Annotated in this window: 25 protein-coding genes; 10 read left to right on the top strand and 15 right to left on the bottom strand. The window is 55.1% G+C overall.

Annotated features, from left to right (window positions below):
* Window positions 1-31 precede the first annotated feature (31 nt).
* From surA to apaH, 5 genes are read left to right on the top strand one after another with little or no spacing between them, the layout of a single operon-like run.
* Window positions 32-1,318: a peptidylprolyl isomerase SurA gene (gene surA, locus DA718_RS24035; protein ID WP_112215561.1), complete on the top strand. Its 1,287-nt coding sequence runs from the start codon at window positions 32-34 to the stop codon at window positions 1,316-1,318.
* Window positions 1,319-2,308 (top strand): 4-hydroxythreonine-4-phosphate dehydrogenase PdxA, encoded by a 990-nt coding sequence (gene pdxA / locus DA718_RS24040; protein WP_112215562.1) that lies wholly within the window; start codon window positions 1,319-1,321, stop codon window positions 2,306-2,308.
* Complete coding sequence (gene rsmA, locus DA718_RS24045; RefSeq protein ID WP_110272611.1) at window positions 2,305-3,126, top strand: 16S rRNA (adenine(1518)-N(6)/adenine(1519)-N(6))-dimethyltransferase RsmA; 822 nt, start codon at window positions 2,305-2,307, stop codon at window positions 3,124-3,126. Before pdxA ends, rsmA begins: the two co-directional genes overlap by 4 nt.
* Before the next feature lie 2 nt (window positions 3,127-3,128).
* Window positions 3,129-3,506 (top strand): Co2+/Mg2+ efflux protein ApaG, encoded by a 378-nt coding sequence (gene apaG / locus DA718_RS24050; RefSeq protein ID WP_112215563.1) that lies wholly within the window; start codon window positions 3,129-3,131, stop codon window positions 3,504-3,506.
* A 4-nt stretch (window positions 3,507-3,510) separates the two neighbouring features.
* Window positions 3,511-4,359 (top strand): bis(5'-nucleosyl)-tetraphosphatase (symmetrical) ApaH, encoded by an 849-nt coding sequence (gene apaH, locus DA718_RS24055; RefSeq protein WP_112215564.1) that lies wholly within the window; start codon window positions 3,511-3,513, stop codon window positions 4,357-4,359.
* A gap of 39 nt (window positions 4,360-4,398) precedes the next feature.
* Here apaH and folA read toward each other — a convergent pair whose 3' ends face one another.
* The 6 genes from folA to DA718_RS24085 form a co-directional block, all read right to left on the bottom strand.
* Window positions 4,399-4,878 carry a type 3 dihydrofolate reductase gene (gene folA / locus DA718_RS24060; protein ID WP_112215565.1) on the bottom strand — a complete coding sequence of 160 codons (480 nt, stop codon included), beginning with the start codon at window positions 4,876-4,878 and terminating at the stop codon, window positions 4,399-4,401.
* Between the two features lie 198 nt (window positions 4,879-5,076).
* A complete protein-coding gene (gene kefC / locus DA718_RS24065) occupies window positions 5,077-6,942 on the bottom strand; it encodes a glutathione-regulated potassium-efflux system protein KefC (RefSeq protein WP_112215566.1) in 1,866 nt (621 codons plus the stop codon).
* Complete coding sequence (gene kefF / locus DA718_RS24070; protein WP_110272616.1) at window positions 6,935-7,468, bottom strand: glutathione-regulated potassium-efflux system oxidoreductase KefF; 534 nt, start codon at window positions 7,466-7,468, stop codon at window positions 6,935-6,937. Before kefF ends, kefC begins: the two co-directional genes overlap by 8 nt.
* Window positions 7,469-7,563: 95 nt before the next feature.
* A complete protein-coding gene (locus DA718_RS24075; protein ID WP_110272617.1) occupies window positions 7,564-8,868 on the bottom strand; it encodes an MFS transporter in 1,305 nt (434 codons plus the stop codon).
* Window positions 8,869-8,940: 72 nt separating this feature from the next.
* The gene (locus DA718_RS24080; protein ID WP_112215567.1) at window positions 8,941-9,891 is read right to left on the bottom strand and encodes a 2-hydroxyacid dehydrogenase; all 951 of its coding nucleotides are present in this window, start codon (window positions 9,889-9,891) and stop codon (window positions 8,941-8,943) included.
* A gap of 210 nt (window positions 9,892-10,101) precedes the next feature.
* Window positions 10,102-11,094: a LacI family DNA-binding transcriptional regulator gene (locus tag DA718_RS24085; RefSeq protein WP_112215568.1), complete on the bottom strand. Its 993-nt coding sequence runs from the start codon at window positions 11,092-11,094 to the stop codon at window positions 10,102-10,104.
* A gap of 267 nt (window positions 11,095-11,361) precedes the next feature.
* Between DA718_RS24085 and idnO the strand changes: the two genes are divergently transcribed.
* From idnO to DA718_RS24100, 3 genes are read left to right on the top strand one after another with little or no spacing between them, the layout of a single operon-like run.
* Window positions 11,362-12,126 carry a gluconate 5-dehydrogenase gene (gene idnO / locus DA718_RS24090; RefSeq protein WP_112215569.1) on the top strand — a complete coding sequence of 255 codons (765 nt, stop codon included), beginning with the start codon at window positions 11,362-11,364 and terminating at the stop codon, window positions 12,124-12,126.
* A gap of 14 nt (window positions 12,127-12,140) precedes the next feature.
* Window positions 12,141-12,671: a gluconokinase gene (locus tag DA718_RS24095; RefSeq protein WP_112215570.1), complete on the top strand. Its 531-nt coding sequence runs from the start codon at window positions 12,141-12,143 to the stop codon at window positions 12,669-12,671.
* Complete coding sequence (locus tag DA718_RS24100) at window positions 12,668-13,135, top strand: NanQ anomerase/TabA/YiaL family protein (protein WP_112215571.1); 468 nt, start codon at window positions 12,668-12,670, stop codon at window positions 13,133-13,135. Before DA718_RS24095 ends, DA718_RS24100 begins: the two co-directional genes overlap by 4 nt.
* Before the next feature lie 44 nt (window positions 13,136-13,179).
* Here DA718_RS24100 and DA718_RS24105 read toward each other — a convergent pair whose 3' ends face one another.
* The 9 genes from DA718_RS24105 to citC all read right to left on the bottom strand — a co-directional run bounded on the left by DA718_RS24105 (window position 13,180) and on the right by citC (window position 24,195).
* Window positions 13,180-13,413, bottom strand: a complete 234-nt coding sequence (locus DA718_RS24105; RefSeq protein WP_112215572.1) for a YgdI/YgdR family lipoprotein — start codon at window positions 13,411-13,413, stop codon at window positions 13,180-13,182.
* A 182-nt stretch (window positions 13,414-13,595) separates the two neighbouring features.
* A complete protein-coding gene (gene carB, locus DA718_RS24110; RefSeq protein WP_004098519.1) occupies window positions 13,596-16,820 on the bottom strand; it encodes a carbamoyl-phosphate synthase large subunit in 3,225 nt (1,074 codons plus the stop codon).
* A gap of 15 nt (window positions 16,821-16,835) precedes the next feature.
* A complete protein-coding gene (carA, locus tag DA718_RS24115) occupies window positions 16,836-17,984 on the bottom strand; it encodes a glutamine-hydrolyzing carbamoyl-phosphate synthase small subunit (protein ID WP_112215573.1) in 1,149 nt (382 codons plus the stop codon).
* 456 nt (window positions 17,985-18,440) lie between these two features.
* Entirely contained in the window at window positions 18,441-19,262 is an 822-nt protein-coding gene (dapB, locus tag DA718_RS24120) for a 4-hydroxy-tetrahydrodipicolinate reductase (RefSeq protein WP_112215574.1), read from the bottom strand.
* A 248-nt stretch (window positions 19,263-19,510) separates the two neighbouring features.
* On the bottom strand, window positions 19,511-20,404 hold the full coding sequence (gene citG / locus DA718_RS24125) for a triphosphoribosyl-dephospho-CoA synthase CitG (protein WP_375538818.1): 894 nt from the start codon (window positions 20,402-20,404) through the stop codon (window positions 19,511-19,513).
* 35 nt (window positions 20,405-20,439) lie between these two features.
* Window positions 20,440-21,966, bottom strand: coding sequence for a citrate lyase subunit alpha (gene citF / locus DA718_RS24130; RefSeq protein WP_112215575.1), 1,527 nt, complete (start codon window positions 21,964-21,966; stop codon window positions 20,440-20,442).
* A 10-nt stretch (window positions 21,967-21,976) separates the two neighbouring features.
* On the bottom strand, window positions 21,977-22,846 hold the full coding sequence (citE, locus tag DA718_RS24135; protein ID WP_112215576.1) for a citrate (pro-3S)-lyase subunit beta: 870 nt from the start codon (window positions 22,844-22,846) through the stop codon (window positions 21,977-21,979).
* Window positions 22,843-23,136 (bottom strand): citrate lyase acyl carrier protein, encoded by a 294-nt coding sequence (citD, locus tag DA718_RS24140; protein ID WP_112215577.1) that lies wholly within the window; start codon window positions 23,134-23,136, stop codon window positions 22,843-22,845. Before citD ends, citE begins: the two co-directional genes overlap by 4 nt.
* A 30-nt stretch (window positions 23,137-23,166) precedes the next feature.
* Window positions 23,167-24,195 (bottom strand): [citrate (pro-3S)-lyase] ligase, encoded by a 1,029-nt coding sequence (gene citC, locus DA718_RS24145; RefSeq protein WP_112215579.1) that lies wholly within the window; start codon window positions 24,193-24,195, stop codon window positions 23,167-23,169.
* A gap of 273 nt (window positions 24,196-24,468) precedes the next feature.
* Here citC and citS point away from each other — a divergent pair, with 273 nt between their 5' ends.
* Together citS and DA718_RS24155 are read left to right on the top strand one after the other, a co-directional pair.
* Window positions 24,469-25,809 carry a citrate/sodium symporter CitS gene (citS, locus tag DA718_RS24150; protein WP_112215578.1) on the top strand — a complete coding sequence of 447 codons (1,341 nt, stop codon included), beginning with the start codon at window positions 24,469-24,471 and terminating at the stop codon, window positions 25,807-25,809.
* Between the two features lie 160 nt (window positions 25,810-25,969).
* Window positions 25,970-26,218, top strand: a complete 249-nt coding sequence (locus DA718_RS24155) for an oxaloacetate decarboxylase subunit gamma (RefSeq protein WP_130624400.1) — start codon at window positions 25,970-25,972, stop codon at window positions 26,216-26,218.
* The last annotated feature ends 1 nt before the right edge of the window (window position 26,219 follow it).

The following is a 26,219-nucleotide window of genomic DNA, read 5'->3' on the forward strand; positions in this document are numbered from 1 at the left end:
CGCAATTGCGGTTAATTGAAATGGAAAAAGTATGAAGAACTGGAAAACGCTGCTTCTCGGTATCGCCATGATCGCGAATACCAGTTTCGCTGCCCCGCAGGTTGTCGATAAAGTAGCGGCTGTCGTCAATAATGGCGTTGTTCTGGAAAGCGACGTCGCTGGTTTGATGCAATCGGTAAAACTTAACGCCGGCCAGGCCGGGCAGCAACTGCCGGATGATGCAACCCTGCGTCATCAGATCCTCGAACGTCTGATCATGGATCAGATAGTCCTGCAGATGGGCCAGAAAATGGGCGTGAAGATCTCTGACGATCAGCTCGACCAGGCCATTGCCAACATCGCTAAGCAGAACAATATGTCGATGGATCAGATGCGCAGTCGTCTGGCCTATGACGGTATTAACTACAACACCTACCGTAGTCAGATTCGCAAAGAGATGACGATTTCGGAAGTGCGTAATAACGAAGTTCGTCGTCGCATCACCGTTCTGCCGCAGGAAGTAGAAACCCTGGCAAAACAAATTGGCGATCAGAATGACGCCAGCACTGAGCTGAATCTCAGCCACATCCTAATCCCGCTGCCGGAAAACCCAACTTCCGAGCAGGTTGCAGAGGCTCAGGACCAGGCAAACTCAGTAGTTGAGCAGGCGCGCAGCGGTGCAGACTTCGGCAAATTAGCTATCACCTATTCTGCCGATCAGCAGGCGCTGAAAGGCGGCCAGATGGGCTGGGGTCGTATTCAGGAACTGCCTGGCATCTTCGCTCAGGCGCTGAGCACCGCGAAGAAAGGCGATATCGTTGGCCCGATTCGTTCCGGCGTTGGCTTCCATATCCTGAAAATTAACGATATGCGCGGCGGCAGCAAAAGTATCTCCGTTACCGAAGTTCACGCTCGCCACATCCTGCTGAAACCTTCGCCGATCATGAACGACGATCAGGCACGGGCGAAGCTTGAGCAGATCGCAGCAGATATTAAGAGCGGCAAAACCACCTTTGCTCAAGCGGCGAAAGAGTTCTCTGAAGATCCGGGTTCTGCTAACCAGGGCGGTGATTTAGGTTGGGCAACTCCGGATATTTTCGATCCGGCGTTCCGCGACGCGATTCTGCGCCTCAACAAAGGCCAGACCAGCGCTCCGGTTCACTCATCCTTCGGCTGGCACCTGATTGAACTGCTGGATACCCGCAACGTCGACAAAACCGACGCCGCGCAGAAAGACCGTGCTTACCGCATGCTGATGAACCGTAAATTCTCCGAAGAAGCGGCTACCTGGATGCAGGAACAGCGCGCCAGCGCGTACGTTAAAGTTCTGAGTAACTAAATGATCGGTACACAACGAGTCGTAATCACTCCCGGCGAACCCGCCGGGATTGGCCCCGACCTCGTCGTGCAGCTTGCGCAGCGCGACTGGCCGGTAGAGCTGGTGATTTGCGCCGATGGCGCCCTGTTATCCGACCGAGCAAACCTGCTCGGTCTTCCTTTATCCCTTAGGCCTTACGACCCCACCGTTCCTGCCTCAGCGCAGCGCGCGGGCACCCTGACGCTTCTTCCTGTCGCTCTCAACGTACCGGTTGAGCCAGGTGTGCTTAACGTTAGCAACGGTGGTTACGTGGTCGACACGCTGGCCCGCGCCTGCGATGGCTGCCTGAACGGCGAATTTGCCGCGCTGATCACCGGGCCGGTGCATAAGGGCATTATCAATGATGCAGGTATCGCCTTTACTGGTCACACCGAGTTCTTTGAAGAGCGCTCACAGGCCAGTAAAGTGGTGATGATGCTGGCAACCGAAGAGCTGCGCGTGGCGCTGGTGACCACTCATCTGCCGCTAAAAGCGATAAGCGATGCGATTACGCCAGACCTGCTGCGTGAAATCATCACCATTCTGCATCACGACCTGCGCACCAAATTTGGCATTAATGACCCGCACGTGCTGGTCTGCGGCCTGAACCCGCATGCAGGCGAAGGCGGTCACATGGGAACGGAAGAGATCGATACGATTATTCCGGTGCTTGAAGAGATGCGCGCAAAGGGCATGAACCTGAGCGGCCCACTCCCGGCAGACACCCTGTTTCAGCCGAAATATCTCGACCATGCCGATGCGGTACTCGCGATGTATCACGATCAGGGCCTGCCCGTGCTAAAATACCAGGGCTTTGGCCGCGGCGTGAATATTACGCTCGGTTTACCTTTTATTCGCACCTCTGTTGACCACGGTACCGCACTCGAACTTGCGGGCCAGGGAAAAGCGGAAGTCGGCAGTTTTATCACGGCGCTTAATCTCGCCATCAAAATGATTGTTAATACCCAATGAATAATCGAGTCCATCAGGGCCACTTAGCCCGTAAACGTTTCGGGCAAAACTTTCTCAACGATCAGTTCGTGATCGACAGCATTGTCTCGGCCATTAATCCACAAAAAGATCAGGCGATTGTTGAAATCGGCCCCGGCCTTGCCGCACTGACTGAGCCGGTCGGTGAACGCCTCGACAAATTGACCGTTATCGAGCTGGACCGCGATCTGGCTGCACGTTTGCAAACGCATCCGTTCCTCGGACCGAAGCTGACGATTTATCAGCAAGATGCGATGACCATGAACTTCCGCGAGCTGTCGCAGACCATGGGCCAGCCGCTGCGCGTGTTTGGCAACCTGCCGTACAATATCTCCACGCCGCTGATGTTCCATCTGTTCAGCTATACTGATGCCATTGCCGACATGCACTTTATGCTGCAAAAAGAAGTCGTCAATCGTCTGGTTGCCGGGCCGAACAGTAAGGCGTATGGTCGATTGAGCGTGATGGCGCAATATTACTGCCAGATAATTCCGGTACTTGAAGTCCCGCCGAGCGCCTTTACGCCAGCACCTAAAGTGGATTCTGCCGTCGTGCGTCTGGTGCCTTACCGCACGCTGCCGCATCCGGTAAAAGAGATTCGCGTGCTGAGCCGCATCACCACCGAGGCTTTCAACCAGCGTCGGAAAACGATCCGTAACAGCCTCGGCAATCTGTTCAGCGTCGAGGTTCTGACCGAGCTGGGTATCGACCCGGCGAAGCGTGCAGAAAATATTTCCGTGGCGCAGTATTGTCAGTTAGCTAACTGGTTATCTGAGAACGCGCCCACCAAGGAGAGCTAACCATGATCAATTCGCCCCGAGTTTGTGTGCAGGTACAAAGCGTCTATATCGAATCGCAATCTTCTCCAGAAGAAGAGCGCTACGTTTTCGCTTATACCGTCACCCTGCGTAATTTGGGGCGGACTCAGGTTCAGCTTCTTGGTCGCTACTGGCTTATCACCAACGGCAATGGTCGTGAGACCGAAGTTCAGGGTGAAGGGGTTGTCGGCGAGCAGCCGCATATTCCGGCCGGCGGCGAATTTCAATATACCAGCGGCGCGGTTATTGAAACGCCGCTGGGCACCATGCAGGGACACTATGAGATGATCGATGTGAACGGCGCGCCGTTCTCCATTGAAGTCCCTGTTTTCCGTCTCGCAGTACCCACTCTCATCCATTAAAACAATGTCTACATACCTTATTGGCGACGTTCACGGTTGCTACGATGAACTGATCGCATTATTAGAGCAGGTGGAGTTTAATCCTGAGGTTGATACGCTGTGGCTCACGGGCGACCTGGTCGCGCGCGGCCCCGGTTCGCTCGAAGTACTGCGTTTCGTAAAACTGCTTGGCGATAGCGTGCGCATTGTGCTGGGTAATCACGACCTACATCTGCTGGCGGTATTTGCGGGTATCAGCCGCAACAAACCGAAAGACCGACTGAAATCACTGCTTGAAGCGCCGGATGCCGACGAACTGCTCAACTGGCTACGTCGTCAGCCGATGATGCAAATCGATGAAGAGAAAAAGCTGGTGATGGCTCATGCAGGCATCACTCCGCAGTGGGATCTAGAAACCGCCAAACAGTGCGCCCGCGATGTTGAGGCGGTGCTGTCCAGCGACTCCTACCCGTTCTTTCTCGATGCCATGTACGGCGATATGCCGAACAACTGGAGTAACGAACTCAGCGGTCTGGCACGCCTGCGCTTTATCTCCAACGCTTTTACCCGCATGCGCTACTGCTTCCCGAACGGGCAGTTGGATATGTATGCCAAAGAAGCGCCGGAAAGCGCCCCCGCACCGCTCAAACCGTGGTTCGCCATTCCTGGCCCGGTAGCGAGCGAATACAGCATCGCCTTCGGTCATTGGGCTTCGTTGGAAGGAAAAGGAACGCCGGAAGGCATTTACGCGCTGGATACCGGCTGCTGCTGGGGCGGAGATCTCACCTGTCTGCGCTGGGAAGATAAAATGTACTTCACGCAGCCGTCGAATCGCCAGAAAAATATGGATGAAGGCGAGGCGATCGCCTCCTGAGAAAAGTCCCCCGGTGAGCCATAGCCACCGGGGAAAGCTTTAGCGGCGTTCCAGAATCTCGAAGCAGTAGCTGTGGGAGTTCTGCGCATCAGCGTCGTGAAATTCGCTGAATACCGACTCCCACTGGTCCGGATCGTAATCCGGGAAATGGGTATCGCCTTCCACTTCAGCATCAATATGCGTCAGATAGAGCTTGTGCGCTTTCGGCAGGAACTGCTCGTAAACGCGACCACCACCAATCACCATCATCTCTTCAACATCGCCGCAGGCGGCAATGGCTTCATCAACGGACTTCACCCACTGCACGCGATCGTCGGTGCCGGGCTGGCTGCTAATAACGATATTTTTACGCCCCGGTAACGGGCGTCCGATGGATTCCCAGGTCAGACGACCCATTACTACCGGCTTGTTTAAGGTGTTGCGCTTAAACCAGGCGAGATCGGCAGGCAGATTCCACGGCATGGCGTTTTCCATACCGATGACGCGATCTACCGCTAACGCCGCAATCAGACTGATCATTGATTAATTCCCGAATGCAAAAAATTGCCGCCACTATACGGAAAGCGTAATACTTCGTCGACTGGGCGAAGAGTAAAGAATCAGAAAATTTTAAGATTTGCTGGCAAGCCCACGTAAGCCACGTGAGCCGCCAGAACAGGATCTAAATTGAAAACAAATTGTTACTTGTAAAGCTAGCGTAACACGCGTAATTCATCGTCAGGCCGAGGGCTTATTCTGTGGCTCATCGGCAATATCGCCAGTGTGCCGTCCCTCTTCCGTCCCCTGCCAACCATGGCGCTGAACCAGCGATAAATGGTTGCGATCCTCGTTGATAATACCGGTCAGCATATCGCTGGTGCGTTTGAATACCGCCACCCGGGAAGCCGCATCGTTTTCCGCCATCGCCACCATCTCTTCGACCATTTGCAGATTGAAACGGCGGAACAGATCGGCACGCTCGCGAGCCTCATATGCCCCCAGCCCCAGCGCCTCGAGGGTCATTCGCCCGGACTTCAGCGCCGCTTCAAAGGTTTCACGCTCTGGCGCTTCGACGCCGACCTGACGCAGCTTGATGTAATGATCGACATCGCGGGCGCGGGAGATAATTTGCAGATGCGGGAAGTGCTCTTTCGCCAGTTCCGCCAGCTGCAGGTTAGTCTGCGGATCGTCGATGGCGTTAATCAGCACTTCTGCTTTTTCCGCCCCCGCCGATTCAAGCAGATCAACCCGCGTCGCATCACCGTAGAACACTTTCATATCAAACTTACGCAGGGTGTCGACGTGGTCAGGGTCATGATCGAGGATAACCATCTTCACGCCGCTGGAGAGCAGCACACGACCAGCAATCTGCCCATAGCGCCCGAATCCGGCGATGATGACTCGCGGCTGCTCTTCATCAATCTCATCGGCTTCACGCTCCTGACCGCTGGCAGATTTTTCCAGACGGGTCAGCAGCACCAGCAGAATCGGCGTTGCCGCCATTGACAGCGCAACGGCCAGGGTCAGCGCCTTCGCCCACTCACTGTCCAACACATCAGCCATCTGCGCCGCGCCGAAGACCACGAAAGCAAACTCGCTTCCCTGCCCGAGTAGCACCGCAAACCAGCGGCGCTGGGCGCGCGGTACACCTAACGGTTTGGCTATCAACCACAGCATCAGTGATTTAATGACCAGGAAACCAACCAGTAAAATCAGAATACGTAGCGGATGGGTCACCAGGGTACCGAAGTCGATAGACATCCCGACGCCGATAAAAAACAACCCCAGCAGCAGGCCTTTAAACGGCTCAATATCGCTTTCCAGCGCATGACGGTATTCAGAGCTTGCCAGCAATACTCCGGCAAGGAACGCCCCCATAGCCATCGACAGCCCAACCTCCTCCAGCAGCAGCCCAAAGCCAAACACCAGGAACAAGGCCACGGCGCTGAACACCTCACGCAGACCGGAGCGCGCAACAAAACGCAGCATGGGCCGGGTCAGATAGCGGCCGAGCGCCACCACCAGTGCCAGCGCCCCCGCGACTTTCAGCGCCGAGAGAGCAAACGCACCCAGCGTCGTTGAACCGCCGCTCGCCGCCAGCAGCGGGATCATCGCCACCAGCGGAATTGCCGCGATATCCTGGAACAGTAACACCGCAAATGCGCTCCGGCCCAGCTGCGTCACCGTCAGGTTGCGTTCGTTCATCGCCTGCATGGCAATCGCCGTTGATGAGAGCGCCAGGGTCATACCAATCAGTTCCGCCACCTGCCAGCGCAGGCCCAGCGACATGCAGAACAGGCCGATCAGCGCCCCGCAGACCACCATCTGCAACGCCCCGCCACCGAACACCGAGGCGCGCAGCTTCCACAGGCGCTGCGGATCCAGCTCCAGGCCGATGACAAAAAGCATCAGCACCACGCCGATTTCCGCAAAATGCAGAATCGACTCGGCGTCGGTGACCAGCCGCAACCCCCACGGGCCAATAATACAGCCAGCGATTAAGTAGCCGAGCACCGACCCCAGCCCAAGACGCACGGCAATCGGCACAATCAGCGCGGCGGACCCCAAATAGATGAGCGCCTGTATGAGCGTATGGCTATCCATTATTGTGCGCCTCCTGCCATTCGATTAAGCGTTGCCGATAATGGCGCGCCTGCGCCTGAAGGGTTTCGTCATCGCAGACAAAAGTGCAATGCATGGCGAACGGCGGCAGCCATTTCATACCACAGTACAAACCCGTCGCCTGCAGCGGCTGCGCCAGAACGTCAAAACCGGGGAATGAACCGATAGCAAAGTGGCTTTCGCCGCCACCGGTGGTCACCGCCCACATCAGCGATTTCCCGCGCAGCGCGATACCGTTGTGGCCGTAAGCCCAGCCGTGCGATAACACCTTATCCATCCACAGCTTCAGCAACGGCGGTACGCTGTACCACTGCATCGGATGCTGCCAGATAACCAGATCGGCACGGGCCAGCGCCGCCTGTTCGGCGGCGATATCGATGTTGAAATCGGGATAAAGTTGATAGAGAGAGCGTATCTCTACGCCATCAAGCGTCCTTGCCTGCTCAAGCATCCGCTTATTCGCATGCGAGTGCTGCGGATAGGGATGTGCATAAATTATAAGAATCATTGATTCGCCTGCGTTAACTCTTGTTGTAATCAGCAAGAGTGTAGACAGTTAATTGAATCGCTTACAATGATAAGTGTGATTTATATCTCATAGTGTTACGCATTTCGCGGCTGTTTAGTGACCGCAACATCCGGCTGAGTGGTATCCAGGTCGCACTTCTTCGGCAGCAGGAAGGTAATAGTCCCGGCAATGATTAACGAGCCGGCCAGCGCGCAAACCGCCACGTTCTGCCCGTAAAGATAAATCATCACCCCCACCAGATACGGACCGCAGAACCCACCAAGGTTACCCAGGCCATTAATCACGCCGCGCGCGCTACCGGCCACCTCCGGCGAGGCGATACGTCCCGGCATTGACCAGAATGGGCTGGTTGCCGATTTCAGGAAGAAGCCGCAGACCACCAGCGCGATATAGGCCGCCACCACATGTTCACGCAATATTACCGAGGCCACCAGCGCCGCTGCAAAGCAGTAAAGCGAGAAACGAACCCACAGACGACGTTTGCCGCTACGGTCGCTGAACAGCGAAATCACATAGATCCCTGCCAGCGTCGCCATGAACGGCAGTATGGCGAGGAACCCGACGCTGGCCATGCTGCCGCCGGTCAGCCCCTTCAGGATGGTCGGTAGCCACAACGTGTAGCCATAATCGCCGGTCTGGTAGAAGAAATTGAGGATCACCAGCTTCATCAGGCCAGGGTTGCGGAACACATCTTTAACCGGCGCGTTGCTTACCGGCGCTTCCGCCAGCTTCGCCGCCCGCTCGGCGGCCAGGGTAGTGACCAGATACTGACGCTCGCTTTCCGGCAACCAGCGCGCCTCTTCCGGACGGTCACTGATCATGAACCACCACACTACCAGCACCACTATCGACAGCAGGCCTTCGATGATAAACAGCCAGCGCCAGTCAAGCGCCGCGATAATCGCGCCCGATACCGGCGCGGTCAACATACCGCCCAGCGGGGCAAACATCATCACGAAAGCATTCGCCCGGCCGATCTCTTTCTCCGGGAACCAGTTGCTGATCATGGTCAACACTACCGGCAGCATTCCACCTTCAGAAACGCCGAGAATAAAACGCAGCACCAGCAACTGATATTCGTGCGTGACAAAACCGGTGGCGATAGAGACCACCGCCCAGGCCACCAGCGACCAGGCAATAAATTTCTTCCCACTGCCGTTTACCGCAATTCTGCCGCCGGGTATTTGCAGAAATAAATAACCAATAAAAAATATTCCGCTGGCGACACCGGCCATCTGGCTGGTAATACCTAAATCGGTTTCCATTCCGCCGGGCAGCGCAAAGCTAATATTAACCCGGTCCATAAACGAAATAATACAGGCGATCAACACCGGCGTAATAATACGCAGCCAGCGGGTGCTGGGAATTTTATCGTTCATATATCGCACTCTCTATGCAGAGGTTATCATTGTAATAAAGTGAGCGTAGGGACAGAGAAAAAGAAATGGTAATTAATTAATCGCGTTGGGTAATTCCGCGCCGGCGAAATAAGCGGCAACGTTGGCGTATACCACATCGCTCATTTTCTGCCGTGTCTCGTGAGTGGCGCTGGCAACGTGCGGTTGCAGGACCACATTATCGAGCGCAATGAGTTCAGCCGGTACGTTTGGCTCATCTTCGAAGACATCAAGACCCGCCCCGGCGATAACACCGTTTTGTAACGCATGAATCAGCGCTTTTTCGTCCACCAGCGAGCCACGGGCGATATTAATCAGCCAGGCGTGTTTCGGCATGACGTTAAACACGGAAGCATCAATCAGCCCGCGGTTAGCTTCGCCCCCCGAAGCCGCGATCACCAGAAAGTCGCTTTCGTGGGCCAGCGTGTGCAGATCCGCACACCACTGATAGCGCAGTCCTTTAACCTTTTTGCGATCGGTATAAAGCACTTCCATATCGAATCCGCTCGCGCGGCGGGCGATAGCCTGGCCGATATTGCCCATCCCCAGCAGGCCAATGCGTTTGCCGCTCACCTGGGTTGCCAGCGGCAGTCCGCCGTTCAGCCAGCGCCCCTCGCGCACAAAACGATCGCCCTGACACAGCTGACGTGAACCGGCCAGCAGCAAACCCATCGCCAGGTCCGCGACATCGTTGGTCAGCACACCGGAAGTGATAGAGACGGCAATCTGCCGGGAACGGGCGAAATCTAAATCGACGGCATCAGTCCCCACGCCGAAGATAGCAATCAACCCAACGTGCGGCAGCAGTTCCAGAACGCTGTTCTGTACGCCAGCATCACCCCGGGTCACAACAGCGGCAATGTTTTCCCCCTGCTCGCGCAGAAAAGTAATCGGGTCTTCCTGCTCATACAGGCGATACAGCGGAAACTCTGCAGCCAATTGCGCCTGCAGAGCGTCAATAACGGGGGCCACTAAAAGGACGGCGCGGGTAATAGCATTATTCATCAGATCACCTGTTTGATAGTTCAGTACGACGGTAGTCACTATCAAACGGGTTTTTTGTATGGTTTTTTGCGATCTGCGTCACGCTGAATCGTGTTAAAAATAGCTGTTACGCTCTCCGTGATCGCTAAGACAAAACTGGCTTGCGGCGGGCGTACGGTGGACGATGCGTTAACCTTCTGCTAACACCGAGCCATCGCCGTTCAGGCAGGATTAAATGGTTTCGCCCATCGACAGCCGATAATGCAGATCGACTTTTTCGATAGTCGGCAACCCTTTGATTTTCTTAATTAAGATCTCTGTCGCGACTTTACCCATTTCAAAACGCGGCGTCAGCACGCTGGCGAGACGCGGGGACACTATCTGCCCTATCTCCAGGCCATGAAAACCCGCAATCGCCAGCTCCTGCGGCACATTGATACCACAAGCGAGGCACTCCTGTAACACGCCGACCGCCAGATCGTCATTAGTACACAGAATCGCGTCCATATCGGCGTACATCTGCCGCGCCAGGGTCATCATTCCGGTGCCTATTGATACCGACGATACCTTATTCGGCGCGATACGCCCTTGCGGCAATCCGGCATTCGCCATCGCCTGACAGTAACCGGCATAGCGCTGCTCATCACGCACGTCAGACATCGAACCAAAGTAGATAACCCGCCGCTTGCCGCTCGCCAGCAGCATATTGGTCATATCGAACCCGGCTTTAAAATTATCGAAGCCGACATTGATACGCCCGACGTTGTCCGTCAGCCCCATCACTTCAGCCACGGGAATTTTCGCCGCATTAAGATATTTGTCTGCCCGCAAAGTATGCGCCGACTCGGTCAATAGCAGGCCCTTGACGTTAAAGGCCAGCACGGCGGCGATCTGCTCCTCTTCGCGCTGGCGGTCGTAATCGTAGTTCACCACCAGCGTCTGATAACCGTGCGCGGTGGTGACCGACTCAATTCCAGCCAGCAGATCGGCAAAAATTTGATTATGAAAGGAGGGAATAAGCACGCCAATGCGCGGGACGACAACGCTGATCATCGCCGGATTATCGGGGTCCGGCTCATAGCCAATTTCGGCAATCACGCTGGCGATACGCTCTGCCGTTTCAGGCTTCACTTTATCCGGGGTACGTAAATAGCGGCTGACGGTCATCTTGGTTACGCCCGCCAGCGCTGCAATATCATTGAGCGTAATGCGTTGTGCTTTCATCTATCGGCCCGTCAAATACATCCACTGCATCAGGCCATTATGCCTGTCGCGGGTTAAAAAGAGAATCTTACCGCTGTCCGGTTACCCAGCTGAGCGACGGTAATTTCCGCCCCGCTTCACGTTTAACGTAACCCCTTTTAGTAACATGGTTTTGAGTGATCTACATCACAGTTTTACCCGTCGAAAATCCGTGAGATAGAGCACAGGTTATTCCACTTACGTTGAAGTATGACGGGTATATATTCAGCCGTTAATCAGGATATCAAGATGAAAGATCTTTTCAGCTTACAAGGCAAACGTATTTTAATTACTGGCGCAGGACAGGGTATTGGTTTTGTCATGGCGCAGGGCCTTGCGCAATATGGTGCAGAAATTATTATTAACGATATTTCGGCATCACGCGCTGATGATGCGGTAATGAAATTACGCGATGAAGGCGCTACCGCACATGCAGCGGTATTTAACGTTACCGATGCTGATTCCGTAGAAAAAGCCATTAATCAAATTGAAAATGAAATTGGCGTAATTGACGTGTTATTTAATAATGCCGGAATTCAGCGCCGCCACCCGTTTACCGAATTTCCGGTACAGGAGTGGAACGACGTTATTTCGGTCAACCAAACTGCCGTATTTCTCGTTTCCCAGGCCGTCGCCAAACGCATGATTGGCCGCCAGCAAGGAAAAATCGTCAATATCTGCTCAATGCAGAGCGAACTCGGGCGCGACACCATAACCCCATATGCTGCGGCGAAAGGCGCAGTAAAAATGCTGACCCGCGGGATGTGCGTCGAACTGGCGCGTTATAACATTCAGGTCAACGGTATTGCGCCAGGCTACTTTAAAACCGCCATGACCCAGGCGCTGGTTGACGATAAAGCCTTTACCGACTGGCTGTGCAAACGCACACCCGCCGCTCGCTGGGGCGACCCGCAGGAGCTGGTCGGCGCAGCAGTATTTTTATCATCTAACGCCTCGAATTTCGTTAATGGCCATCTGCTGTTCGTCGACGGCGGAATGCTGGTCGCCGTCTGAACAAGGAGTTCACCATGGCAGGACAATGCATTATTTTGATGGGTGTATCCGGCACCGGTAAGACCACCGTCGGTCAGGCCCTGGCCCAGGCGCTTGGCGCGAAATTTATCGATGGCGACGATCTGCATCCTCGCAAAAATATCGTCAAAATGGCCGCCAGTCAGCCGCTTGATGACGACGATCGCCAGCCGTGGCTGGAGCGTATTGGTGATGTCATTTTCAGTCTCGGGCAGAAAAACGAGTCCGGCGTACTGGTGTGTTCGGCGCTGAAAAAGCGCTATCGCGACCAGCTGCGTGAGGGGAATCCCCATTTACGCTTCCTGTGGCTGACCGGCGACTACGACTGCATTTTGCAGCGTATGCAGGCGCGCAAAGGCCACTTTATGCCTGAAGCCCTGCTGCGCAGCCAGTTCGCTGCGCTGGAAACGCCAGACGCCAGCGAAAGCGACATTTTAGCCGTCGATATCGCTCCTGATGTCGCGAGCATTGTGGCGCACTCCATCACGCTACTCGACCATCATCAACGACAGGAGATCCCGGCATGATTATCGATACCTTAACCGCCGCCGCCAAAAATAGCTTTTATCCGTCGGTCATCCGCAAAGCACTACAGGCAGTTTTGCAACAGGAGCCGCACGCCCTGCCGCCGGGGAAATATACCGTTGATGGCGATAATCTGTTTTTTACCGTTGTTGAAGGCAGCACTAAACCACTGGCGGAGCAGCGCCCGGAATATCATCGTCAGTACATAGATATTCATATTGTACTGAAAGGCGAAGAGATTATCGGTGCCGGTAATAAGGGTCTGGAGATCGTTGACGATGGGCCGTTTAATACCGCGCATGATATTGGCTTTTGCCAGGCAATCAGCAGCGAAACGCTGATTCACCTACATCCTGAAGAGCTGGCGATCCTGTTCCCAGGCGAACTACACCGGCCCATGGCCGCGATGGATGCAGGCGCGCCGTTGCGCAAAATTATCGTCAAAATTGACTACGCCTTACTTTAAATCAACCGGCCCCGCCGCACTCCTCGCGGGGCCACGGATAACGCTTAGTTATCCAGTTCGTCCATCGATTTCACCTGATCGCGATTGATCTGCTCTGTGCGACCAGTTTCTGCATTTTTATAGGACACCAGCCCGGTATCATCATCTACCTGCGGTTTGCCATCGGTCACAATCGTTCTGCCATCGGTGGTTTTTAGCGACTGGTTTGTTGAACACCCGGCGATGGTAAACAGTGCAGCGGCGGTGAAAATTGCCGCAGTGAGTGGTTTGAATTGCATCGTGTTTCTCTCCCGTTATTCAGTCAAATTAATTATCACCCTAACCACTTTAGGCTAGCTGACTGAATCGGGAGAAAAAACCAGAACTCTCCGAAGTGGCGTTTTAGCTTGAAGCTCACCGCCGCGCATAAAAAAGCGCCTCCGGTGTCAACCACCGGAGGCGCTGTTACTGGCAGATTACATTACTTTTTAATCTGCGCGTGCATTTCCTGCACCGACGTCACCTTCTCCATCGCGTTGGCATTCAGCGCCATCGCCGTGGCGAAGCCGCCGTTCAGCGTGGTGTCGTAATGTACTTTGTACTGCAGCGCGCTGCGGCGAATAAGCTTGGAGTCTTCAATCGCCTGACGACCTGCGGTGGTATTGATGATGTAGGTATATTCGCCATTCTTGATGCGGTCCTGAATGTGCGGACGACCTTCATGCACCTTGTTCACCAGACGTGGGTTGATACCCGCTTCACCCAGCACAATCGCGGTGCCGTGAGTCGCATCCAGCTCGAAGCCAAACTTCAGCAGCTTAGCGGCCAGGTCCACCACGCGCTCTTTGTCGCCTTCGCGAACGGAGAGCAGCGCGCGGCCCTGTTTCTTCATCGTTGAGTTGCTGCCCAGTTGCGCCTTAGCAAACGCCTCCGCGAAGGTGCGGCCGACGCCCATCACCTCGCCGGTAGAGCGCATCTCTGGCCCTAACAGCGGGTCAACGCCCGGGAATTTGTTAAACGGCAGCACCACCTCTTTCACCGAATAGTACGGCGGGATGATCTCTTTAGTGACGCCCTGTTGAGCCAGAGTTTTGCCCGCCATCACGCGCGCCGCGACTTTCGCCAGCGGTACGCCGGTGGCTTTCGACACGAACGGGACGGTACGCGCTGCACGCGGGTTGACTTCAATCAGGTAGACTTCGTTGTTTTTGACCGCAAACTGCACGTTCATCAGGCCGCGAACCTGCAGCTCAAAGGCCAGCTTCTGCACCTGCTCGCGCATCACATCCTGAATTTCCTGGCTCAGGGTGTAGGCAGGCAGTGAACACGCAGAGTCGCCGGAGTGCACGCCCGCCTGCTCGATATGCTCCATGATGCCGCCAATCAGCACCATTTCGCCGTCGCAGATAGCGTCGACGTCAACTTCAACCGCATCGTCAAGGAAGCGGTCCAGCAGCACTGGCGCATCGTTAGAAACGCTGACAGCGGTCTGGAAGTAACGGCGCAGGTCGATTTCATCGTAAACGATTTCCATCGCCCGCCCGCCGAGAACGTAGGACGGACGCACCACCAACGGGTAGCCAATCTCTTTCGCTTTTTCGACAGCCATTTCGATGGCGGTCACGGTGGCGTTTGCCGGCTGCTTCAGCTTCAGACGATCAACCGCATGCTGGAAGCGCTCGCGGTCTTCAGCGCGGTCAATCGCATCCGGGCTGGTACCGATAACCGGCACGCCAGCGGCTTCCAGCGCGCGCGCCAGCTTCAGCGGAGTCTGGCCGCCGTACTGCACGATAACGCCTTTCGGCTTCTCGATGCGCACGATTTCCAGCACGTCTTCCAGCGTCACCGGCTCAAAGTACAGGCGGTCGGAGGTGTCGTAGTCGGTGGAGACGGTTTCCGGGTTACAGTTGACCATAATGGTCTCGTAACCGTCTTCGCGCAGCGCCAGCGAGGCGTGTACGCAGCAGTAGTCGAATTCGATGCCCTGACCGATACGGTTCGGGCCGCCGCCGAGGACCATGATCTTATCGCGGTCAACGGACGGGTTGGCTTCGCACTCGTCTTCATAGGTGGAGTACATGTAGGCGGTGTCGGTGGCGAATTCCGCCGCGCAGGTATCCACGCGCTTGTAAACCGGGTGCAGGTCATACTGGTCGCGCAGCTTGCGGATTTCCGCTTCGCGCACGCCCGCCAGTTTCGCCAGACGCGCATCGGCAAAGCCTTTGCGCTTGAGCTGACGCAGGAAGTCGGCGTCGAGACCGGTAATACCGACTTCAGCCACTTTCTCTTCCAGACGCACCAGCTCTTCAATCTGTACCAGGAACCAGCGGTCGATATTGGTCAGGTTGAACACGCCATCAACGGACAGACCGGCGCGGAAGGCGTCGGCGATGTACCAGATACGCTCGGCACCAGCATCTTTCAGCTCACGGCGAATCTTGGTCAGCGCTTCAGGGTCATCCAGGCTCACTTTCGGGTCGAAACCGGTCGCGCCCACTTCGAGACCACGCAGCGCTTTCTGCAGGGACTCCTGCTGGGTACGGCCAATCGCCATGACTTCACCGACAGATTTCATCTGCGTGGTCAGACGGTCGTTAGCGCCAACGAATTTCTCGAAGTTGAAGCGTGGAATCTTAGTCACAACGTAGTCGATGGACGGCTCGAAGGAAGCCGGAGTACGGCCGCCGGTGATGTCGTTCATCAGTTCATCGAGGGTGTAACCCACCGCCAGTTTTGCTGCAACTTTAGCAATCGGGAAGCCGGTCGCTTTCGAGGCCAGCGCCGAAGAGCGGGAGACGCGCGGGTTCATTTCGATAACGATCAGGCGGCCATCTTTCGGGTTCACCGAGAACTGAACGTTAGAGCCGCCGGTTTCTACGCCGATTTCACGCAGCACCGCCATCGAGGCGTTACGCATGATTTGGTATTCTTTGTCGGTCAGGGTCTGCGCTGGCGCAACGGTGATGGAGTCGCCGGTATGGATACCCATCGCATCGAAGTTTTCGATAGAGCAGACGATGATGCAGTTGTCGTTTTTATCACGCACCACTTCCATCTCGTACTCTTTCCAGCCGATCAGCGATTCATCAATCAGCAGCTCGTTGGTCGGCGAGAGATCCAGCCCGCGCTCGCAAATTTCTTCAAACTCTTCGCGGTTGTAGGCGATACCACCACCGGTGCCGCCCATAGTGAATGACGGACGAATAATGCACGGGAAGCCAACGTCAGCAGCAACCGCCAGCGCTTCTTCCATGGTGTGCGCGATACCGGAACGCGCGGTGTCGAGGCCGATTTTCTTCATCGCGACGTCGAAACGGCGACGGTCTTCTGCTTTATCAATCGCGTCGGCGGTAGCACCAATCATGGTCACGCCGAACTCTTCCAGCACGCCCTGACGCTCCAGCTCCAGCGCGCAGTTCAGCGCGGTCTGGCCACCCATGGTCGGCAGAACCGCATCCGGGCGCTCTTTTTCAATAATTTTGCGTACCACTTCCCAGTGAATCGGCTCGATATAAGTCGCATCGGCCATTTCCGGGTCAGTCATGATGGTCGCCGGGTTGGAGTTCACCAGAATGACGCGATAACCCTCTTCGCGCAGCGCTTTACACGCCTGCGCGCCGGAGTAGTCAAATTCACAAGCCTGGCCGATAACGATCGGACCAGCGCCAAGAATCAGGATGCTTTTTATATCTGTACGTTTTGGCATTTTGTTTGCTCCTGATTATTTTGCTGAAGAACGGTAGTGCTTAATCAATTCGATAAAGTGGTCGAACAGCGGCGCGGCATCGTGCGGGCCCGGGCTCGCCTCCGGGTGTCCCTGGAAGCTGAATGCCGGTTTGTCGGTACGATGAATCCCCTGCAGGGTGCCGTCGAACAGCGACTTGTGGGTCACGCGCAGGTTAGCAGGCATCGAGGCTTCATCCACCGCAAAACCGTGGTTCTGCGCGGTAATCATCACCACGTTGTTATCGATATCTTTAACCGGGTGGTTACCACCATGGTGACCAAACTTCATCTTGATGGTCTTCGCTCCGCTCGCCAGCGCCAGCAGCTGATGGCCGAGGCAGATGCCGAATACCGGAATCTCGGTTTCGAGGAACTTCTCTATTGCTTCGATGGCGTAGTCGCACGGAGCCGGGTCGCCGGGGCCGTTAGACAGGAAGATGCCGTCCGGATTCATCTTCAGCACCTCTTCAGCGGAGGTCTTCGCCGGCACTACCGTCAGACGGCAGCCTCGGTCGACCAGCATGCGCAGAATGTTGCGCTTAGCGCCAAAATCATAGGCCACAACGTGGAACGGCAGGTCGCTTTCTGCTTTGGCTTCCGGCAGGTCGCCCGCCAGAGTCCAGCTACCTTGCGTCCAGCTGTAGGTTTCTGCGGTAGTCACTTCCTTCGCCAGATCCATCCCGTTCAGGCCCGGGAACGCTTTCGCTTTTTCCAGCGCCAGCTGCGCATCCGGGCTATCGCCCGCAATAATGCAGCCGTTCTGCGCACCTTTCTCACGCAGCAGACGGGTCAGCTTACGGGTATCGATATCGGCGATCGCCACGATGTTATGGCGCTTCAGATAAGAAGAGAGGTCTTCAGTATTGCGGAAGTTGCTGGCAATCAGCGGCAGGTCGCGAATGACCAGGCCCTGCGCATGTACCTGAGAAGATTCTTCATCGGCGGCGTTAGTGCCGACGTTGCCGATATGGGGATAAGTCAGAGTGACGATTTGGCGGGAATAGGAAGGATCAGTGAGGATTTCTTGATAACCGGTCATTGAAGTATTGAAAACGACTTCCCCAACCGCCGTGCCGGTAGCCCCAATGGCCCGACCGTGAAACTGGGTTCCGTCTTCCAGAACCAATAGCGCTGACTTAATCAAAACACCCTCCAGAGAATATCCACTCACTTTATTTGCATATTAATTCATAATGCAGATCTGAATCAATGCAAATCTGTTGCCCGCAGAATTTTGGCAAACGGCGGCATTCTGGAGAGATGGCGGGTAAAAGTCAACTTAAAGCGGATATTTTTAATCTCATTTCAGGAGACTATTCAGTAATACCTGTCTTAATGGGCAAAAAGATCAACTAACTCGCCTGGGGAAACGCTTGCGGGGCCGGATTATTGTAAAATTATTGAAGGGAGAACAAAAAAGTAGACCAGATGGTCAAAATTTACAATAAAACAACAAGAAACACGAAGATAACATAATATTTTGAAGCTTTGATGATAAAAATATAAAAATACTGGAAAAATAAAAAGGGCAATAAAATATTGCCCTTTGCAATCAATTACATATTGAATGCAATAACCACATCACGATGGGTAATAATCGTTATAAAGAGTTCAGTTCAAGCACATCACGCATATCAAAAAGACCGTTTTCTTTACCTTTCAACCATAATGCAGAGCGAACTGCACCATTTGCAAAAGTCATACGGCTGGAGGCCTTATGGCTGATTTCGATACGTTCGCCGATATCGGCAAACATCGCCGTATGCTCACCGACGATATCTCCAGCGCGTACAGTGGCAAAACCGATCGTGCCCGGCTCGCGTTCACCGGTGTAGCCTTCGCGACTGTAGACCGCACAGTCCTTCAGATCTTTATCCAGAGCACCAGCAATCGCCTCGCCCATTGCCAGCGCCGTACCTGATGGGGCATCGACTTTGTGACGATGATGCGCTTCGATAATTTCGATATCGGTGTAGTCGCCCATCACCTTCGCCGCCTTCTCCAGCAGCTTTAACATCACGTTGACGCCGACGCTAAAGTTGGCAGCAAACACAATGGCGATTTCCTGCGAAGCATCACGAATCGCCTGCTTCCCGGCATCATCAAAGCCGGTGGTGCCGATCACCATCCCTTTACCGTGTTGACGGCAAAAAGCGAGGTGGTTCAGCGTGCCTTCCGGGCGGGTAAAATCGATGAACACGTCGAAATCATCTTTTACCGCCTCAAGGCTGCTTTGCACCACAACGCCCGACTTACCCACGCCCGCCAGCTCGCCCGCATCGCTGCCGAGTAGTGAGGAGCCTTCACGTTCCAGCGCCGCGCCAAGCGCCGCGCCGTCCATTTGCTGTACCGCCTGGATTAACTGGCGTCCCATCCGGCCGCCCGCGCCCGCGATGGCCACGCGGATTTGTGCATCATGCATAGCTATTCTCTTTTGTTAACACTACGTAAATTGTTTTCAGAGTAACCAGCCCATCGATGAGCCGCTACTCAAAAACACCGATAATTAGAAATTTATGACAAACTGCCGCCGATATCAGTAAAAACTATACGATTGTGCCGGGAATCGGCCAAAGGGCAGTGAGAAGGGATGAACAAATGGGGGCTGGAACCCCGGTTCGGCCATTTGCAGGTCAATCCGGGGTCAGCTATCGATGAAAAACCGAGCAATTAATGCAGGAACAGCTCTCCTGGAGGAAAGCCATACAGGAACCAGGTCACCGCCAGCAGATCGGCACTGCCGCCAGGGCTAAGATGGCGAACAATCAGCTCATCATCCAGCTGACGCAGCGCTTCCAGCCCGCCGTCGGCCAGTACCCCACCTTCCCACAGCAGCTTTTGCGCCTGCTGCTGAACAAAGTTGAGCCCTTCCAGCCCGCCGCGTGAAACCAGGTTGGTATCGTCATTCCACGCCATCAGATGCAGCAAGGTCTGTAATAACGCCAGATTGGTGTCGCCGGTATCTTCCATCACGCGATTAAATACCGGCATCGCCTGAGTGCGCACGGTACGAAAGCCGCTTTCAGCTTCACCCCGGGCACCAGATAGCCCGTAGCGCAGGAAATGCGCCTCGCCTTTGCTCACCTTCTTCCCTTCCGAGGCGGAAAGCTCGCGCCCAACCACGCCGCGACAGAATCGGGCAACCTGATCGCAAACCCGGTGCTGTTCAACCGGCTCCCCTCGGGCAACCAGCCTTCCTGCCGCCGCGCTGAGCAGGCCAAAAGCGAAGATCGCCCCGCGATGAGTATTCACCCCTCCGGTGACTTCCAGCATATCCGTCTCGCAGGCCATGCCCACCGGACGCAGCATCATCAGCACCTGTTCCGGTGTGATATTGGCCGTGTCGTGCCCCATAATGAAAAACTTCTCCATCCATGGGGCGACAACCGCCGTACTGGCTTCAAATGACGCCAGATCCATATCCTGATGCGCGCCGGTGTTACGGATATCCACCAGGCCCGGTTTCGGCGTCAGGCGAACTTCCGTCAGCAGCGCCCGCTCCACGCGAGAAACGATATCCTCCGCCGCGACCGTTTGACGACTCAACTGGCGATGCTGGCTCATGATCACTTCGCTCATGCCTTCTCTCCTCGATGCGTTTAGCTGGCGGTTTTAACCTGATGAATCACGTCAATCACCGAACCATCGCGATAGCGCACTATGGCCACCACCCGGTCGGTAAATTCGATCGACTCAGGTTTACCAGTCAGAAGCTCGGCGCGCTGTTGTAGCTCTTCAATAGTCATCAGCGGGATACCGGCGCTGCGCAGGTTATCGATCAGATCCTGACGCGCCGGATTCACGGCGATACCGTGGTCGGTCACCAGCACATCTACGCTGGCCCCCGGCGTGACGCGAGTCAGCACCTTCTCCACCACGCACGGAATGCGCCCGCGCACCAGCGGCGCGGTGATAATAGTTAAATCAGCCCCTGCCGCCGTATCGCTATGGCCACCAGATGCCCCACGCAGCACGCCGTTGGAGCCGGTCATCACGTTGACGTTGAATCCGGTATCAATTTCCAACGCACTCAGCATCACCACGTTCAGGCGCTCGCAGGAGATGCCTTTAGAACTTGGGTTCGCGTACTGATTAGCAGAGATTTCGATATGGTTCGGGTTATTCGCCAGCGAACGCGCAGCATCGCCGTCGAAAGACTGGGTATCCAGCAGTGCTTTAATCAGACCCTTTTCATGCAGATCGACCATCGTGCCAGTGATCCCGCCCAGACCAAAGCTGGCGGTGATCTCATTACGACGCATCTTATCTTCGAGGAAGCGGGTTACCGCCAGCGATGCGCCGCCGGTACCGGTTTGCAAAGAGAAGCCGTCTTTGAAGTAGCCAGAATGTTCGATCACTTTTGCTGCCTGGCGGGCGATCAGTAGCTCGCGCGGGTTGCTGGTCAGGCGGATCGCCCCAGCGGTGATTTTCGCCGGATCGCCAACTTCCTCAACCTGTACGATCAGATCAACCTGATCCTGCGCGATACTAGCCGGGTAGTTCGGATAATCCACCCACTCTTCGGTCAGCAGCACCACGCATTTGGCCGCGTCAGCATCCACTTTGGCGTAGCCGAGCGAACCGCAGCGCGATTTGCCGCTAAAGCCGTTGGCGTTGCCATACTCATCGCAGCACGGCACCCCAAGGAACGCCACGTCAATATTCAGTTCGCCGGTTTGCACTAAATGCGCACGACCGCCGTGGGAGTGAATTTGTACCGGGTTTTCCATCAGGCCCGCAGAGATCTCTTCCCCGAGCTTACCGCGCAGGCCGGAAGTATAAATCTGGCGAACCACGCCATTTTTAATATGCTCGATCAGCGGCCAGTGGGCGTCAATCAACGAACTGGAAGCCAGCGTCAGATCGCGAAAGCCCATTTCCGCCAGCTTCGCCACCACCATATTGACCACCTTGTCACCGCCGCGAAACGCGTGGTGGAAGGAGATGGTCATGCCGTTTTGCAACCCGGAGCGGCGAATCGCCTCTTCCAGCGAGGCGCAAATTTTACGTTGGCGCTTTTCGCTTTCGCTGGCCAACCACGGGCTTTTCGCCGTCACGCCCGCATAGGGCTCTAATCCTTCCGGCACGACGTACTGTTGATTAAGCATTGCCACGGTCTCTTTCATTATTTCCCCCTTAATCACGAATGCCGGAAGCCGACAGCGCCACGACCTTGCGCGCATGATCGATAATCGGTCCATCTATCATCTTGCCGTTCAGCGATACCACGCCCAGACCGCGCTCTTCCGCCTCTTCCGCCGCCGCGATAACTTCGCGCGCATGCTCGACGTCTTTAAGCGTTGGAGCATAAACCTGATGCAGCAGCTCAATCTGGCGCGGGTTCACCAGCGATTTGCCGTTAAAGCCTAGATTTTTCGCCAGATTCGCTTCCGCAAGGAAACCTTCTTCATTGTTAATATCCGACCACACCACGTCATAGGCCGCGATCCCGGCGACGCGGGCGGCGTGCAGCACCGCGCAGCGAGCATAAAACAGCTCGGTGCCATCACCGCGGCAGGTGCCCATATCCATCACGTAGTCAAAGGCCGCCAGCGCAATGGCCGACAAACGCGGGCTGGAGCGGGCGATCTCGACCGCATTCACCACTCCAAGCGCCGACTCAATCGCCGCCATTAATTTGGTGCTGCCCACTTCCCGGCCACACTCACGCTCAATGCGCTCAACGTGGGCTTCCAGCTCATGGATATCTTCTTTGCTATCGGTTTTCGGTAAACGGACCATATCCACACCCGCACGCACCACCGCTTCGAGGTCAGCAAGGCCAAACGGGGTATTGAGCGGGTTAATACGCACCACGGTTTCGACATCCCGATACAGCGGATGCTGTAGTGCGTGATGCACCAGCAGGCGGGCGGTATCTTTTTCACGCAGCGAAACGGCATCTTCGAGGTCAAACATCACCGCGTCTGCGCCGTAAACAAAAGAGGTGCTTAACATCGCGGCGTTGGCGCCGGGAATAAACAGCATACTGCGACGAGGTTTCATAGCTGGCTCCATTGCAGTTGAGATTGTTGCGCTGCGCGTAGCGCCGCTGCCTGAACGCGCGCCTTCAGTACGCATTCAAGCGCGCCTTTATCATCGACGACCACATTCGCCTGGGTAACACCAAGCTGCGCCAGAGTCTCTCTGACCACCTGCTCAATCGCCGCGCCAAACTGCTGCTTCACAATGCTGTCGATTTCAAGCTGGATGCCCGGCTCATTAGCAGGCCCGATCCTGACCATCACATCGCTGGATTCCAGCGTGCCGGCCAGGGCGTCAATCATTATTTCCATAGAGGCAGATCCTTAGTTATGGAGGTAAAATCAGGCGGTTTGATGTTCGCTTTCCGCCAGATGCATCAGAAAAGAGAGCGTTCCCGGCGGCACCAGCGGCTCGATAGCCGACCACTGCCGCGCGTTATAGAGCTTGCGCACTCGGGAAGCAGAGATTGGCTCGCCGCCCTTCTCAACCCGATCCAGCTCAACCACCTTGATTGCAGGCGTCTCGCCCGGCGCTTCCAGCAGTTGCCGCATGCGCAGGTTGTAATTGCGGGTTAATCCACACAGCGGTTCGCTGCCGACAAAGCGGTGAGTGATGCCTAGCGCCGGGGCGAGATGTTCGCGGAAGAGCTGCAGATCGATCTGGCAATGGCAATCGTCAACCACGCCTTTGTCTTTGAGGAAATAGCCGGGGAAGGTTGCCCGGGAAATAACGTAAGCCGATCCAGGATGCAGGGTGACGTTTTCAATTCCCGCAATCCCCTGCTCAATCAGCGCTACGCGATCCTGATAGCTGAAAAATGACGCGTCTTCCTTCACCACGAACAGATGCAGCCAGTCACATTGGCGGGCGGCCTGTTCCACCAGCCAGCGGTGCCCCAGCGTAAAAGGATTGGCGTTCATCACGATAGCGCCGATTTTCTCCCCGGGCTGACGGTACATCGTGAGCTGGCGGCAATAGCGGGCCAGACGTTCGCGGCTATTTTCCATTAATACGGCCTGGTCGCCCGCGCGGGCGATAGGCCAGAATCCAGCGCAGGAAAAGAGCGCGGCGGAATAAGGTTTGGTGAATAAAAACAGTTCGCTGCGGCCCAGTTCATACGCCTGGGTCATCAGTTCGGTCAGCAGCTTCAGGCTTAGCCCTTCCCCCTGTAGCGACGGGTCGACGGCAATACACTTCAGCACGCACCCGGCAATCGCACCGCAGCCGACAATACGCCGCTGATGCTCGGCGACAATCACGATTTCGCAATCCGCTTCGAGAGAGAGCTGATGTTGGTGAAGGAAGAGATCAACCGCCTCTCGCCGCCGGGGATCTTTTTGTACCACGACGCGTTTTAATATCAGATTCATTTTTTCGCGCTTCATTAACCAAAAACGAACTGTATTTCGCCACCGTTCCCGTAGCGGTTCTTTTATTTAAATCACACTTTTCCCCGTACCTTAATTGGCTTTATGGTTTTTATGTTGTTAATTAATTCAGAGGAATAAAAACAATTAAATTAATTAAAAACACAGCCGTTCAGTGAAGATAATCACATATCAGCCAGGAGTATATTTATTATGATGCCGCCGTCTTATTATTGTTTTTTCCAACGGCCTTATTATTTTTCACAGGGTGACGTCATGACTAACATGAGCCAGGCTCCGGCAGCGGAGAAAAAAGGCGTTAGCGATATACTGGGGTTTAAAATCTTCGGTATGCCGCTCCCGCTTTACGCGTTTGCATTAATTACACTACTCCTTTCACACTTTTATGACGCGCTACCCACTGATATCGTGGGCGGCTTCGCGATAATGTTTATTATTGGCGCTATTTTTGGTGAAATTGGTAAACGTCTACCGATATTTAATAAATATATTGGTGGCGCACCGGTAATGATCTTCCTGGTGGCTGCGTATTTTGTTTATGCCGGTATTTTCACACAGAGAGAAATCGACGCAATCACCAATGTGATGGATAAAAGTAACTTCCTGAACTTATTCATCGCAGTGTTGATTACCGGTGCTATTCTCGCGGTTAACCGTAAACTGTTGCTGAAATCCCTACTGGGTTATATTCCAACTATCCTTATGGGGATCCTCGGGGCATCAATCTTTGGCATTGCTATCGGGCTGTGCTTCGGTATTTCTATCGATCGCATCATGATGCTGTATGTCCTGCCGATTATGGGCGGCGGCAACGGTGCAGGCGCAGTTCCGCTGTCTGAAATTTATCACTCCGTCACCGGTCGTTCTCGTGAAGAGTACTACTCGACCGCGATTGCTATTCTGACTATCGCCAACATCTTCGCCATCGTTTTCGCCGCACTCCTCGATATTATCGGCAAAAAATATACCTGGCTGAGCGGTGAAGGCGAGCTGGTACGTAAAGCTTCGTTCAAAGTCGAAGACGATGAAAAAGCGGGCGCGATTACCCATCGTGAAACGGCGGTCGGCCTGGTGCTCGCCACCACTTGCTTCCTGCTGGCTTACGTTCTCGCTAAAAAAATCCTGCCGAGCATTGGCGGCATTTCCATCCACTACTTCGCCTGGATGGTACTAATCGTCGCGGCGCTGAACGCCTCTGGCCTCTGCTCGCCGGAAATCAAAGCCGGTGCTAAACGTCTGTCTGACTTCTTCTCTAAGCAACTGCTGTGGGTGCTGATGGTCGGCGTCGGCGTGTGCTACACCGACCTGCAAGAGATCATCGACGCGATCACCTTCGCTAACGTGGTGATTGCCGCAGTCATCGTCGTGGGTGCCGTCGTCGGTGCCGCCGTCGGCGGCTGGCTGATTGGCTTCTTCCCGATTGAATCCGCAATTACCGCTGGCCTGTGTATGGCTAACCGCGGCGGTTCCGGTGACCTGGAAGTACTCTCTGCCTGTAACCGTATGAATCTTATCTCCTATGCGCAAATCTCCTCCCGTTTGGGCGGCGGTATTGTGCTGGTCATCGCGAGCATCGTGTTCGGCATGATGATGTAATAAACACGCACGATGGCGATGTTTGAGCGTAAACCACAGCGGTGCAAATTAGGGTCCAGGGCCGGGGGCGGCTTCGGGAAATCCACCCTACTCCTTAGCCGGACGCACCAATGAATTTACTTTCAAACACGCCATCGTGCCCTTACTTTTGGACCTTTTCATGAGTGATGCAGTACTGCTGGGTGAAGGCTTCACCCTGATGTTCCTCGGCATGGGATTCGTGCTGGCGTTTCTGTTCCTGCTGATTTTCGCCATCCAGGGCATGTCCGCCGCCGTCAACCGCTTCTTCCCTGAACCGGCCCCGGCGCCCAAAGCGGCTCCCGTTGCCGCCGCGCCCGCTGACGACTTCGCCCGCTTAAAGCCGGTGATTGCCGCCGCTATCCACCACCATCGCCGCCTTAACCCTTAAT

It is taken from the genome of Klebsiella huaxiensis (genome assembly GCF_003261575.2).
Classification (GTDB): Bacteria; Pseudomonadota; Gammaproteobacteria; order Enterobacterales; family Enterobacteriaceae; genus Klebsiella; species Klebsiella huaxiensis.